Consider the following 14,032-nt stretch of genomic DNA (forward strand, 5'->3'; position numbering starts at 1 on the left):
ATGACGATGCAATGCTATTGCAATGTTAGTCCGGATGACACTGATCACAAATCCCTTTAATGATCAGGTTCATTTCCTCCGACTGGAATCTTTTGGGCAGGGAGATCTCCGGGATTTTGGTGTTGGGCAGACAAAAAGTCTCTTTACAAGTGTTGCAATAGAAATGAACATGAAGGTCATGGTGATGGTCTCCATCGCAGTTGTCCTCACATAAAGCATATTTTGTAGCGCCTGTGCCATCTTCAATGCTGTGTACAAGGCCTTTTTCCTCAAAAGTTTTTAAGGTTCGGTAGAGGGTGATGCGGTCTGAGGGCCCCATTCCTTTCTCCAGGTCGTTCAAACTGATTGCTGCAACCTGTTTAGTCAAAAAATCCAGTACCAGTAAGCGCATGGCCGTGAGATTGATGTCCTTGTTTTTAAGCCGGTGTTCTATGTCCTTTGTCATCCTTCTGTTTCGATTGTATGAACTGCTATTTGGATTGTATGAGGTCCCATAAGTTACCATAAAGATCTTCAAAAACGGCCACAGTTCCGTAATATTCTTCTTTCGGTGGTCTGATGAAATGGATTCCTTTATCGGTCATGTCCTGATAATCCCTCCAGAAATCATCTGTGTAAAGGAACAGAAATACACGGCCGCCGGTTTGGTTTCCAATCCGGCTTTTCTGTTCCTCATTTGCAGCCTTTGCCAGTAAAAGACCCGATTCCGGAGATCCGGGAGGGGCAATCCTCACCCAGCGTTTTGTGGGGCTTTGAACAGTATCTTCCAATAAAGTAAAATGCAGCTTCTGCGTGTAGAAGGCAATGGCTTCATCATAATCGGCAACTACCAGTGCCATATACCCAATCTGTTGTTTCATCCTTTGCAAAATTAGGGATTTAATGGGAGTGTTCCGAAGGACCCGAAGATTTTGACTGCAGGTAAAATGCCCCTTTGGTTACCAATCGTGTGTTTGGCGGTAGTTTTTCCAATGGGTTGATGTTGATATAACCCAGTTCTGAAACCCCGGTCACGACTTCAATTTTTTTGAAATGTGTCCCATGCCCTGCTTCTTTTTCTCCTCCTTTTGCTTCCTCTTCCACAATAAAAATGTATTCCTTGCCTTCTGCTTTTACCACCGCATCAATGGGTACTGCAGGAGAAAGTGCGGTTCCTACACTGATCAGTCCGGTTACATACATGCCGGGAATCAGGTTGCTCAATGGTCTGGTGATGACCGCATGAACGATAACCCCTTTGGTGTCATCTTCGAAAGATTTGTTGATCCCGTTTAATACTCCTTCAATCTGCTGATTTTCCTGGTTGGTGAGTCTGAAACTTACTTTCTGACCGATTTTTACTTTAAAGAGGTCTTTTTCATAGACCAGCAGGTCGGCATGGATTTTCGAATTGTCTACGATATCCATCAGGGAAGTCCCGGGCTGGATGAAAGATCCGGTGGTCACTGAGATGGTTCCAATTGTACCTGCAATCGGTGCAATGACCGGAATTTCCGAGATGATTTTACCGGAAGCAACCCTGGCAGGAGAGATCCCCAATTGTTGTAACTGGCGTTCCAATGCCTTGATCTTGGATAATTCTGAACGGTAATTTGCTTCGGCCAGCTGATGGGATTTCCCTGTTCCGGCATCTGCCGCCTTTAGTTGCTGCTGACGTTTATATTCTGCATCGACAAAACTGAAGCCATTCTTTGAAGAAAGGTAATCCTGTTGCAAACGGATCATGTCCTGATTCTCCATAATGGCCAATACCTGTCCTTTATGTACTTTTTGTCCTTCCAACACACTGATCCTGCGGATAATTCCACCGGAAAGCAGGTTTACTTTTGCTTCATTTTGAGGAGGCACAGCCAATTGTCCACTTGCTTTTACTACTGCGGTGAGGTTTTTCTCTTCAATTTTGCCGATCTGAATGTCTACAGCTTTCATTTGCTGTTCCGTTAATTCGATCTCATCGCTGTGTCCTTCTTCTCCATGTCCGCCTTCTTCATGACCTGCTTCATCTCCTTCTTTGTGTCCTGCCTCTTTACCTGCTTCTGCAGTTTCCTTTGCCGATTTTTCATTGCTTCCGCCGCAGGAAGTCATGCTGATGCTCATGGAAATGGCGATCATTAGGGCAAGCTGGAATTGTTTTTTATATAAGTTCATCTGATTATTCTCCTTTGATAAATGCTAATTGAATGGTAGTCTGGTTTAATTGATTGAGGGTTTCCAGGTAGGTAATCCTGCTTTGAACAGCGAGGGAAATGTTCTGTACATATTCCATGTAGCCGATTTCTCCAAGATCAAAAGATACCTGGGCAATGCGCAGTTGTTCTGAGGCCTGTTTCAGACCTTCCGAAGTGTAGTAGTCTACGGTCTGTTTGTTCTTCAGGTATTCCTGAAAGGCCTGTTTGTACTGGATTTCAAATTGTTGCTGTGCATTCTGGTAGTCCGTCTCTGCAATTTGCGCAGCGATCTTTTCGCTTTTTACTTTTGCGCGTCCTGCTCCATTGAATAAGGGGACGGCAACACCAAACTGCAAACCGGCAATTCTGGTGCCCGGGGTGTAATCGCGGTTCAGGTTTGCAGGATCAAAAGACCGGATCACGAGCTGCTGACTGTAACCAAGGGTGAAATCAGGCAATGCTTTCGCTTTTTGAAGACCGATTTTTGCCTTGGCAAGGGCAATCTGTTGCTGATGAACACTCAGTAGTGGATTGCTGCTGTTGCCTAATGTCTGTTCCGATCCGGGAGAAAGAACGGGTAGTTTTTTTTCTTCCAGAAGGATAGGGGTTCTTGTGTTCATCAACTGCTGAAGCTGTAGCTCCTGAACCTTTAAACCTGCTTTGGCTGCATTTTTTAAGCTTTGCACTTCCTGATATTTGTTCCTTGCGGTCATGAGTTCCAGGTTGGAGGTTTCTCCGGATTTATACCGGACCTCTGCTTTTTTGATGAAATTCCGGTATACGCTGTCCTGAAAATCAAGGACTTTCAGGCTTTCCTGAAAGAAGAGGTAATGGTAATACGCAAGTTTGGTATCTCTGATGATTTCTGCACGGGTATAGCGGACCGACTGCTCGGAGGCCGAAGTCTGCAGGTTCAAAACTTTCTGCTGGTTTTTATAGAGTCCCGGCCAGGCAAAAGTCTGGGTCACATTAATTGCATTGTCATTTCCACCTCCGCTGGTTGGATCCTGAGAAAGGGAGAATTCTGTCTTTCCGGGATCAAAACCTGTTTTTTGCAGAGCCTGTGCATGTGTGGTTCCCAGACTGGCAGATTTCAGTTTCAGGTTGTTTCTCAGGGCCATAGAAAGGACGCTGTCCAGACTAAGAGGGCTGTTGCTGTTTTGTGCATGAGCCTGCTGGCTGCCTCCGATTCCAATGAAACTAAAGATCAGGGCAAGGCTTAGTGCTTTAGCGGTTTTTCCGGCTTTGATCTTTTTATCGGCAAACATAAGGTACAGACAAGGCAGCACGAACAAGGTGAGCAGGGTGGCCGAAAGGAGGCCTCCGATCACGACTGTGGCCAGAGGTTTCTGTACTTCTGCACCTGCGCTTCCGGATAAGGCCATTGGTAAAAAGCCCAGAGAAGCTACTGCTGCGGTCATGATCACGGGGCGTAACCTTACTTTAGTCCCTTCGATTACGCGTTGATAAATATCTGTCATTCCTTCTTCTTTTAATTGATTGAAATAGCCGATCAGCACAATTCCGTTGAGTACCGCCACCCCAAAGAGGGCAATAAAACCAACTCCTGCAGAAATACTGAAAGGCATGTCTCTGAGTAGCAAAGCGAATACGCCACCAATCGCAGAAAGCGGAACCGCAGTAAAAATGAGGATCGTTTGAGCGAACGATTTGAAGGTCGCATACAATAAACCCATGATCAGGAGCAGGGCAATCGGAACGGCAATGGAAAGCCTGTCTTTGGCTTTGGTCAGGTTTTCAAACTGGCCACCATAAGTCAGGTAATATCCTGAAGGCAGTTTTAATTTGGCGTTGAGGATTTGCTGGATTTCCGATACGGTCCGTTCCACATCACGTCCTTTCACGTTAAAACCTACATAGATCCTTCGTTTTCCATCTTCCCTGGAAATTTGTGCAGGTGCATTTTTTAACAATACACTGGCCACCTGATTGAGGGGTACTTTATTGCCTGAAGGGAGTGGAAGATACAGGTTTTCGATGCTGGAGATGTTTTCCCTCAGGTCTCTTTCCAGGCGTACCACCATTTCAAAGCGTTTTTCGCCTTCAAAGATGACTCCTGCGGTATTTCCTGCAAAGGCGGTCCGGAGCAGGGTGTTGACTTCAGAAATGCTCAGTCCGTATTGTGCAATTTTATCACGGTCGTATTCTACTACAATCTGCGGTAATCCGGTCACCTGTTCTACAAAAGGCTCATTTACACCGGATACAGGGGTGATTAACTTTGCTATTTTATTGGCCTGCTGGGTGAGGACATCCAGGTCTTCCCCATAAATTTTTATGGCTACATCCTGACGGACACCCGTCATCAGCTCATTGAAACGCATTTGCATTGGCTGGGTGATTTCGATATTGACCCCTGGCAGGATAGACAAAGCCTTTTCCATCTTTTCCGACATTTCGGCTTTTGAGGAAGCGCTTTTCCATTCTTCTTTAGGTTTCATGGCCACCATCATGTCCCCGCGCTCTACAGGCATGGGATCGGTAGGGATCTCTGCGCTTCCGATTCGGGTAACGACTTGTTTTACTTCCGGAAACTGTGCTTTTAAGATTTTTTCGGCCTTGCCAAAGGTTTCTACCACCTGGGTCAGAGAGGTTCCCTGTGACATAGAGATTTCTACGGCAAGATCACCCTCTTCCAGCTGAGGCAGGAATTCTCCACCCATGCGGTTAAACACAAAAAGGGTGAAGGCAAAGAGTACGATGGCAAATGCTACGGTTAATTTCTTGAATTTCAGCACTTGAATCAAGGCTGGCTGATACACCCTGCGCAAAGCATCCATGATCTTATCTGAGATGTTGCGTTTGTGGGTGGTGTTTTTGCTCAGGAATAAGGCCGTCATCATCGGAACGTAAGTCATGGACAAGATAAAGGCTCCTACAATGGCAAATACAACGGTTTGAGCCATGGGTTTAAACATTTTCCCTTCAATACCTACCAGGGATAACAATGGAAGGTAAACGATCAGAATGATGATTTCCCCGAAGGCGGCGCTGTTTCTGATTTTTGAGGAAGCTGTATATACTTCTTCATCCATCTGAGTCTGGGTTAAAGGAGTGGCGTTCTCAGCCGAATTTCTGGCGCTTAGCCTGAAGATAATGGCTTCTACAATGATGACCGCACCATCTACGATCAGTCCGAAATCTATTGCCCCAAGGCTCATCAGGTTTCCGGAAACTCCGAACAACCGCATCATGGCAAAGGCGAAAAGCATGGATAGGGGGATCACAGAAGCAACTACCAGGCCCGCTCTCCAGTTTCCCAGCAATAGCAACAGCACAAAAATAACGATCAGTGCACCTTCGATCAGGTTTTTCTGAACGGTACTGATGGAGCGGCCTACCAGTTCGGTCCGGTCGATAAAAGGCTCGATGACCACCCCTTCAGGAAGTGATTTCTGAATCTGAACGATTCTTTCTTTCACATGTTTGATGACTTCATTGAAGTTCTCTCCTTTTAACATCAGGGTAATCCCTGCAACGACTTCACCTTCGCCATCCCGGGTTACTGCACCATAACGGGTAGCTGTTCCAAACTGAACAGTAGCGACATCCCGGATCAGAATGGGTACACCGCCCATATTTTTAACGACGATTTTTTCAATGTCGGCCAGGCTTTTTACCTGCCCTACACCCCGGATGGTATAAGAATTACTCTGTTGTTCGATATAAGAGCCTCCGGTATTTTCATTGTTGTTTTCCAGTGCCTTGTAAATATCGGCAATGGTGATGTTGAGGGAGTTCAGCTTGTCGTTGTCCAGGGCAATTTCGTATTGTTTGACATATCCTCCCCATCCGCTCACTTCGGCAACGCCTTTTGTTCCTGCCAGTTGTGTCCGTACTACCCAGTCCTGCAGGGTCCTGAGGTCTGTGGCGGAATATTTTTCTTCATAACCTTTTTTGGTATGGAGTACGTACTGGTAAATCTCTCCCAGTCCGGTGGTAATGGGGGCGAGGGTGGGCGAAGCCAGTCCTTTAGGGATGTTTCCTTCCGCTTCTTTTAATTGCGCACCTACCTGTTGCCGGGCCCAGTAAATGTCAGTTTCGTCTTCAAAGACGATGGTAATCACCGAAATTCCTGACCTGGAGATGGATCGTTTTTCGATCACTTCAGGGATATTGGCCATGGCCAGTTCTATTGGAGCAGTAATGAACTGCTCTACTTCCTGGGCACCTAAACTTGGGGCCTGGGTGATGATCTGTACCTGGTTATTGGTGATGTCGGGGACAGCATCAATAGGGAGCTTTGTTAAGGAATAAATCCCCCAGAGGATCAGGGCAAGGGTCATTAAACCAATTGCCAGTTTATTCTTGATAGAAAAATGGATAATCTTGTCAAACATACGGTCTGTCTGTTTTTATAGCCTGTTAAATGGCAGGAAGTTCCGGCCATGAGCAGATGGTAAATAAATCGGTAAAAAGAAAATGGATTTATACCAGCTGAGGCGGCTGCCAGATGTCACCGGCAAAAACAATCACAGGAGAAATGGGCAATTCAGGGTAGCTGCTTTCTTTTTGAAAGAGGCTGGTGGATTGCACAAGATAAGCAGGGCTGGTCAAAGCGAAAGCCTGACAGCTGCTGCAATGAAAAAATGGGGAACAGGTATGTGGACTTTCTTCCGAATCACATGGAACATCTTCTGTCTGACAGTATTGAGTTTCCGGAGTACGGAGGGTAGCTTCGTCGTCACAGCATGGCCATACAGATAGGGCCAGAACGCAGAACGTAAATATGAAAGCTAAGTATCTCACCCCGCAAACTTATATAATTTTTTAAAACTGAAGTTATCTTTCGTGGTTTTTTTATTGGAAATTAAGAATTTATCTCGTTTAAAGGCTTTTTTGTTGATCCGGGATAGTACTTCTTTCTAAACCAGAATGCGACGTTGACAAGTGCAATCAGGGCCGGGACTTCTACCAACGGGCCGATGACACCAGCAAAGGCTTGTCCGGAGTTGATGCCAAACACCCCGATTGCTACTGCTATGGCAAGTTCAAAGTTGTTTCCCGTGGCGGTAAATGCAATGGATGCGCTTTTGGAATAATCTGCGCCAAAGTACTTTCCCGCAAAGAAGCTGCAGACAAACATCAGCACAAAATAAATGGTTAATGGAATGGCAATGCGAGCTACATCCATAGGAATCTGAACAATAAGCGCTCCTTTAAGGCTAAACATGATGACAATGGTAAACAATAAGGCGATCAGCGTAATTGGGGAGATGAAAGGGATGAATTTCTCCTGAAACCACTTTTCTCCTTTTAAGCGGATAAGGGCGTATCTGCTGATGATGCCTAAGGCAAATGGAATCCCCAGATAAATGGCTACACTTTCTGCGATTTGACCGATGGTAATGTTTACTTCCAGTCCTTTTAACCCAAACAGAGGAGGGAGGACCGTAATAAATACATAAGCATATACACTATATAATAAGACCTGGAAAATGCTGTTCAGTGCAATCAGCCCTGCAGCATATTCCCGGTCTCCTTCTGCCAGTTCATTCCAAACCACCACCATGGCAATGCATCTGGCCAGTCCGATGAGGATCAATCCGGTCATATATTCAGGATAATCTCTCAGGAAGGTGATGGCCAGAACGAACATCAAGACAGGGCCAATGATCCAGTTCAATACCAGCGAAGTACTCAGGACTTTAGTGTCTTTAAACACTTTTCCCATATTTTCATACTTTACCTTTGCCAGGGGAGGATACATCATCAGGATCAAACCGATAGCGAGCGGAATATTGGTTGTTCCGCTGGAAAAGGAATTGATCATTTGGGAAGAGGAGGGGATGAGATAACCCAGGCTCACTCCAATGGCCATGGCCAGGAAGATCCATAAAGTAAGGTAGCGGTCTAAAAAACTAAGTTTCTTTCTTTCGCTTGCCGGGAAACAGTGGTTTGCAGACATGTGGTTAATGGAGGTTTTCGTTTACAAAATTCTGAGTATAGCTTTTAATGAGGTCCCGGACCTCTGCAAATTGTGTCCTGATCTCTTCTTCTGTTCCCTTTGCTTTAGCGGGATCAGGAAAGTTATAATGGAATTTAACAGCCTGGGTAGGGAAGTAGGGACAGCTTTCTTTTGCGTTGTCACATACGGTGATCACAAAATCGAAATTGATGTCCATGTATTCCTCCACATTGTTAGAGGTATGGCCGGAAATGTCGATTCCATCCGCTTTCATCGTTTCTATGGCCCTTGGGTTTACGCCATGGGTTTCTATGCCTGCACTATAAATCAGCGCTTTATTGCCTGCAAAATGTCTTAAATAACCTTCTGCCAGCTGACTGCGGCAACTGTTTCCGGTACACAATACCAATACTTTTTTCATATCATCTTTAATAAATTAGCAACATCCGGAATCAGGGCTGCATACCGGCCCGTCTGAAGCAAGGTTAATCAGTTGAATTTTAGGTTTTGCAGTTTCCGCTGCAGGGGTACAGCATTCTTCTCCGCTCTCTGTAGTGCCACAGCTGCCTCCACGGTTAATGGCTTTGCATTGTGTTTCATCAGGGATCAGGTTGACGATCAGGTTTTCTCCTTCAATGTTTAAGGTTCCAGGATACATTTGTCTGGTGTCAAACTGAGAGTTTCCGAATTCAATCTTTACAATGCCCAATGGGTTCAGTGGAAGTGATTTCTCTACAAGTTGCACAATAGAAAGTGCTTTATTCACCTGCATGGCTCTTTCACTGTCTTTCTGAGCAGGTTCCCAAAGCTGAACGATGATTTCTGTCCAGGAGTTCATGACGCCACCGCAATCTACAGATACGATAGGTGCCTGTTTAATTTCTGTGATGTGATAGGAAGCATCTACCCATTTATCTGCTGCATATTGAAATTGCAGGGTCAGTTCCGGATGTTCCTGAAGCTTTGTTTTAAAGCTTTGCCAGTTCATTAATGTGGTTGTGTTCATAATATTGCAATTTTACGATTGATATAGACAATTTTTTTTAGCAGCATTTCACTTCGCCTTTATAAGAAGAGAAAAAGGCACCCAGTTGATGTTCCATCATTTTCCAGGTAACAGGGTTGATGCAGTAGCATACGCTTACGCCTTCTATTGTTCCCTGGATGATTCCTGCTGTTTTGAGTTCTTTTAAATGTTGGGATATGGTGGCCTGTGCCAGGCCAAGCTCTTCTACCAGATCTCCGCAGATACAGGTATTGGAGATGAGGATTCTTTGTAAAATGGCGATCCTGGCAGGATGTGCCATGGCTTTCAGAAGCTGTGACAACTGGTTTTGTTCGTCGGTAAAGATCTCTGATTTGGTAAGTCCCATTTTGTTTTGATTAATACATTGCAATAATACGATTAATAAATATATATCAAAGTCATTTTTAGGTTTTATTTGAAAAAAGGGGCTGCGTTTAGGATGAACGCTGTTCTGTGGCGATTCTGTAAGTAGGATCTTCCAGGATATTTACGACAATCACTGCTTCGGCATCTTTCAGCAATCCTCTGCAATCTTCGCTCAGGTGGGTGATGTGGAGCTTTTTTCCTGCTTTATAATAGCGTTCGGTAAGTTTGTTGAGGGCATCAATGCCAGACATGTCTGCAATCCGGCTGTCCTTAAAGTCGATGATCACTTCAGCAGGATCATTGCTGATGTCGAATTTTTCGTTAAATGCGGTTACGGAACCAAAAAATAAAGGTCCATAGATTTCATAATGCCTTACTCCGTTTTCGTCGGTGTATTTTTTAGCCCTGATTCTTTTGGCGCTTTCCCAGGCAAATACCAATGCAGAGACAATGACGCCGATCAGCACGGCCAGGGCCAGGTTATGGAGCCAGACGGTAATTCCGGCTACGAGTATCCCTACAAATATATCCTTACCTGGCATTTTGTTAATGATTCTGAAGCTCATCCATTCGAAGGTTCCGATGGCCACCATGATCATTACTCCGGTTAACGCAGCCATGGGTACTTTTTCTATGATTGGTGCGCCAAAGAGAATGATCATCAGGATGGTCAGGGCAGCAACAATTCCGGATAAACGGGCTCTTGCCCCTGCAGAAAGGTTCACCAGGGTCTGGGCGATCATCGGGCATCCGCCCATGCCAAAGAAAAAGCCGTTGAGCATATTTGCAGATCCCTGTGCAATACATTCCCGGTTGCTGTTTCCTTTGCTTTCTGTAATTTCATCAACCAGGTTCAGGGTAAGTAAACCTTCGGTTAAGCCTACAGCCGCCATAATCAGGGCATAAGGAAAGATGACCTGTAAGGTTTGTAAATTGAAGGGCACTTCGGGAATATGGAAAGGAGGGAAGCCTCCGCTTACAGAAGCAATGTCTTTGACGGTTTTGGTATCAATATTAAAACCTAAAACCAATAAAAACACCACAATGATGGCAGCGAGAGAGGCGGGAATGGCTTTGGTGATCTTAGGCAGGAATACCACAATGGCGATGGTTAAGGCAACGAGTCCCAGCATGAGGTAGAGCGCACTACCACTTAACCAATGCATTTCTCCGTTTACATTTACTTTGAACTGCTCCAGTTGCGCCATAAAGATGACGATGGCCAGGCCGTTTACGAAGCCAAACATCACAGGTTGAGGAACGAGGCGTACAAATTTGCCAAGTTTAAACAAACCGATGCTGATCTGGAAAACTCCTGCCAGGACTACTGCGGCAAAGACATAATCCAGTCCATGTGATTTCATCAGGGCAATTAAAACGATCACTGTAGCGCCTGCACCTCCGGAGATCAGTCCTGGTCTGCCCCCAAAAATGGCAGTCACCAGTCCCATGATGAATGCAGCGTATAATCCTACAAGAGGAGGAAAGCCTGCCAGGATCGCAAAGGAAAGGGATTCGGGCATCATGGTCATGGCAACGGTCAGGCCGGCCAGGATTTCAATTTTATAGTTGATTTTCTGAGAGAAGTCGAAAAGTCGGAGGTAGGGTTTCATGTAAGGACAAAGATAAGGTATGGACTCAGTTTTTCTGACATAAAAAAACGGCTGTCCAATTTGAACAGCCGTTTTTTTTATTTGAATCCCGAGTTAATTACCAGCATCTTTTCTCGTTTCTACCACATCCTGTATTTCTTTAGACAGGTTAGAAAGCAGGTCGTATCCGGTTGCTTTTTCAATATCTCTTACCGTTACAATGTATTTTTTCCAATCCGGATCGGTCGTATTGACGTTCGGCGTATTTATAGCGATCACTCTTGTCGCAGTACTTACTCTCTGCGCGTCTCCATCTCCGTTAGGGATGATCACTGCCACTTTCCATACTTGACTTGGTACCGTTACTTTTCCATTGTTAATGGTGTTGCTTAATGTTCCTGTGCTTCCTATTCCACCTGCTCCATAGCTACCCATAATGATGTATACTTCATTTCCTGAAGTGACCTGTGCACGGAGGTAACTTTCCAGTCCTTCCCATGTTTTTTGATTGTTGTTTGGTGCTTGCGGGATCATATTGGTCATCAGAAAGGTTGCGCCATTCGCTTCAACGGAGCTGAGGCGGTCGGCAGAAGGACAGTTATGACCTCTGTCAAAACCAGAACCGGAGTAGCTGCTGTTTAATACCTGGTAGAAACCGGTAGGTAAGCCGCTGTAGCCTGCAAAATTATCTAATCTTTCCGTTTTTTTAGTAATGCTTTTTGTGTCGATATGCCAGCTCACCCAGTTTGGAGTGCCTCTGCTGCTGCTATAAGATTGGGTATAATAGCGCATATCCAGGAAGTAGTTTTCCGGGGTAAGTGCTGTTGCACCGGAAGGATTTCCAAAAAGCATATTGCTGTCGTCCCCAGTTAAAGGTTGTGCGTCTGCGCCAACCACAAGACCTCTTGAAGGCAGGGTTGGTGTAGGGCCATCGTCACCCGGATCCTTAATGGGTTTTCCCAGGATAATTCCTGATTCGCCTATTCCTTTAAAGGTAATGTCGTCTATATTTACCCTGTCCTTCCCGGTTTTGCTGATCTGGAAACGCACTTTTCCTGTCACGTCAATCTGGAAGGAGTCTGTCACTAAAGTGGTATTGCTTTCCTGAATTGCCGCTCCAACGGGATTAAAGGTGGTACCTCCATCTGTTGACATTGATAATTGCCAGGTAGAATTGGCATCTTTTCCATATTTACCATGACTGATGTATAAAGTCTTTATTCCACTTACATCGAAGTTCATGGTGATTTTTCCTGTTCTTAACCTGATGCTTCTTAGTCCGTTTTTCAAATCGGGATCGGTATTGCCTGCTAATGCATCATCAAGATTCCATATCCCGGTAATTAGTGTATCGTTTTTGGCTGCATAAGCCGCCTTACGGCCATTTTCGAAATCCTCTGTGATTTTGTAGGTGAGAGGGACAGGATTGTCCTCCTTTTTTTTGGAACAACCAGCTAAGGTGAGCATAGTCAGACCAGTGTAGATAAGTAAATGTTTTATTCTCATAGTTTTGATGTTTCGTACAAAATAATGAGTTTAAATATTACTACAATGTTAAATTATTCAAATGTGGATAATTTTTTTTAACAATCAGGTTCCTACGGGGTTAAACCTATGTTAAATCATCGTTCTTTGTTAATGTAATGATAATTCCATATTAAAAGCGGCTTGTTTTACCTTTGGAAGGTGAGTATTCCCGTTTTTGTATTTTATGAGCTGTTGATCAGGTTGTCTGAGCTGAACCCTAATGTAGGAGATTATTTTTCGCATACCCTGTTGGAAAAAGAAGTGATTTTGCAGACCACCACCGGTCTGGTAAAGGTTCCCCGAAATTTATTGAAAAAACAATTTACAGATCCCCGGCTGATTGCCGAGTCGGAGCTGACTGCCTTAATTACCCGTTTTAAAAAGAGCTGAGGCTAATAGAGGTGTGTGTATTGAGGTTAAGCCGGTACGTAGTTTAGGGGTTTGATCAGGCTGAGGTCGTTGATGGTTCTGTCTGCAATCCCCCTGGAAACTAGAAAACGGATCATCTGATCTTCCGGATAGGCAGTACACAATTCCAGCTGTTCTTCTTCTGTAGTGTTTTTACTGAGCCAGAGTTTTTCAGTTTCCGGTGTCAGGATCAGGGGCATTGATTTTCTGATCTCTCTTACCAATGGGTTTGCCGGAACGGTGACGATACAAAAAGACTCATACCTTTCTTTTGTTTCCGGGTCGGTCCAGGCAGACCATAATCCTGCCATTGAGAATACCTGACGGTCTTTTAAGCTAAACCTGAAAGGGTATTTTTCTTCTCCAAACCTTTGCCATATATAGAAACCATCCGCCAGTATCAGACAACGTTTATGCGTAATCATGAGTTGTTTAAATACCTGTTTAACCAGGATCTGGGAGCTTTTGGCATTGCACATGGAAGATTTTCGCCCTTTAAAGAAAAAAGGGACCATGGAGAAGTGCATCTTTTTGATGAGCTCAGGCTGGTCTGCAGTAATGACCATTCCGGGGCTGGAAAGTCCGATATTATAAATAGGGGTATAGGCCTCCTCCAATTCGTAAGGATAGTAGTGTTGAATGGTAGAAAGCTCTTCGGCCAGAGAATAAGATGAAGCCATCCGTGAATTTAATAATTTTTTATAAAACCAGCACAAAAAAAGCTATTCGTGCAGGTGGAGTTTTTTATGGAGTTCCCTGATTTCCTCCTGCATTTGATTTACTTTCAGCAATAAATGCCGGATTGCATCTATGCCCTCAATATTGATGTGCAGGTCGTAATGTAAATGGATGTATTTATCCAATTCACTGAATTGTTCCTGATGGATATACTTTTCTTCTCCGATAATGGTGAATATAATGATGCCTGACTCCTCCAGCGAGACGATAAAAGAGGGCTCTATGTCGTAATTGACGCAATATTCAGTGATGGTGATGAATTCTGTTTCCATAGCTG

Annotated in this window: 14 protein-coding genes; 1 reads left to right on the plus strand and 13 read right to left on the minus strand. The window is 44.6% G+C overall.

What is annotated here, in order from left to right:
• Positions 1 to 25: 25 nt before the first annotated feature.
• The 11 genes from BUC20_RS24370 to BUC20_RS24415 all read right to left on the minus strand — a co-directional run bounded on the left by BUC20_RS24370 (position 26) and on the right by BUC20_RS24415 (position 12,588).
• Positions 26 to 445 (minus strand): Fur family transcriptional regulator, encoded by a 420-nt coding sequence (locus BUC20_RS24370; protein ID WP_073234256.1) that lies wholly within the window; start codon positions 443 to 445, stop codon positions 26 to 28.
• A 25-nt stretch (positions 446 to 470) separates the two neighbouring features.
• A complete protein-coding gene (locus BUC20_RS24375; RefSeq protein ID WP_073234259.1) occupies positions 471 to 860 on the minus strand; it encodes a VOC family protein in 390 nt (129 codons plus the stop codon).
• A 19-nt stretch (positions 861 to 879) separates the two neighbouring features.
• On the minus strand, positions 880 to 2,148 hold the full coding sequence (locus BUC20_RS24380) for an efflux RND transporter periplasmic adaptor subunit (RefSeq protein ID WP_073234262.1): 1,269 nt from the start codon (positions 2,146 to 2,148) through the stop codon (positions 880 to 882).
• A gap of 4 nt (positions 2,149 to 2,152) precedes the next feature.
• Positions 2,153 to 6,529 carry a CusA/CzcA family heavy metal efflux RND transporter gene (locus BUC20_RS24385; protein ID WP_073234265.1) on the minus strand — a complete coding sequence of 1,459 codons (4,377 nt, stop codon included), beginning with the start codon at positions 6,527 to 6,529 and terminating at the stop codon, positions 2,153 to 2,155.
• 88 nt (positions 6,530 to 6,617) lie between these two features.
• Positions 6,618 to 6,938, minus strand: coding sequence for a DUF6660 family protein (locus BUC20_RS33775; protein ID WP_143166904.1), 321 nt, complete (start codon positions 6,936 to 6,938; stop codon positions 6,618 to 6,620).
• Positions 6,939 to 6,999: 61 nt separating this feature from the next.
• On the minus strand, positions 7,000 to 8,097 hold the full coding sequence (gene arsB, locus BUC20_RS24390; protein WP_073234268.1) for an ACR3 family arsenite efflux transporter: 1,098 nt from the start codon (positions 8,095 to 8,097) through the stop codon (positions 7,000 to 7,002).
• Positions 8,098 to 8,101: 4 nt separating this feature from the next.
• Positions 8,102 to 8,518, minus strand: a complete 417-nt coding sequence (locus tag BUC20_RS24395) for an arsenate reductase ArsC (protein WP_073234270.1) — start codon at positions 8,516 to 8,518, stop codon at positions 8,102 to 8,104.
• A gap of 15 nt (positions 8,519 to 8,533) precedes the next feature.
• Positions 8,534 to 9,103 carry a DUF6428 family protein gene (locus BUC20_RS24400; RefSeq protein ID WP_073234273.1) on the minus strand — a complete coding sequence of 190 codons (570 nt, stop codon included), beginning with the start codon at positions 9,101 to 9,103 and terminating at the stop codon, positions 8,534 to 8,536.
• Positions 9,104 to 9,140: 37 nt separating this feature from the next.
• Entirely contained in the window at positions 9,141 to 9,470 is a 330-nt protein-coding gene (locus BUC20_RS24405; protein WP_073234276.1) for an ArsR/SmtB family transcription factor, read from the minus strand.
• Between the two features lie 88 nt (positions 9,471 to 9,558).
• On the minus strand, positions 9,559 to 11,103 hold the full coding sequence (locus tag BUC20_RS24410; RefSeq protein ID WP_073234279.1) for a SulP family inorganic anion transporter: 1,545 nt from the start codon (positions 11,101 to 11,103) through the stop codon (positions 9,559 to 9,561).
• 93 nt (positions 11,104 to 11,196) lie between these two features.
• Positions 11,197 to 12,588, minus strand: coding sequence for a DNA/RNA non-specific endonuclease (locus BUC20_RS24415; RefSeq protein ID WP_234994589.1), 1,392 nt, complete (start codon positions 12,586 to 12,588; stop codon positions 11,197 to 11,199).
• Between the two features lie 180 nt (positions 12,589 to 12,768).
• Between BUC20_RS24415 and BUC20_RS24420 the strand changes: the two genes are divergently transcribed.
• Positions 12,769 to 12,999, plus strand: coding sequence for a hypothetical protein (locus BUC20_RS24420; RefSeq protein WP_143166905.1), 231 nt, complete (start codon positions 12,769 to 12,771; stop codon positions 12,997 to 12,999).
• A gap of 26 nt (positions 13,000 to 13,025) precedes the next feature.
• On the opposite strand, the gene BUC20_RS24425 is transcribed toward BUC20_RS24420, so the two are convergent.
• Positions 13,026 to 13,697, minus strand: coding sequence for an SOS response-associated peptidase (locus tag BUC20_RS24425; RefSeq protein WP_073234289.1), 672 nt, complete (start codon positions 13,695 to 13,697; stop codon positions 13,026 to 13,028).
• Between the two features lie 42 nt (positions 13,698 to 13,739).
• Positions 13,740 to 14,027, minus strand: a complete 288-nt coding sequence (locus BUC20_RS24430) for a chaperone modulator CbpM (protein ID WP_073234292.1) — start codon at positions 14,025 to 14,027, stop codon at positions 13,740 to 13,742.
• Between the last annotated feature and the right edge of the window lie 5 nt (positions 14,028 to 14,032).

Source organism: Pedobacter caeni (assembly GCF_900129215.1).
GTDB classification, from domain to species: Bacteria; Bacteroidota; Bacteroidia; order Sphingobacteriales; family Sphingobacteriaceae; genus Pedobacter; species Pedobacter caeni.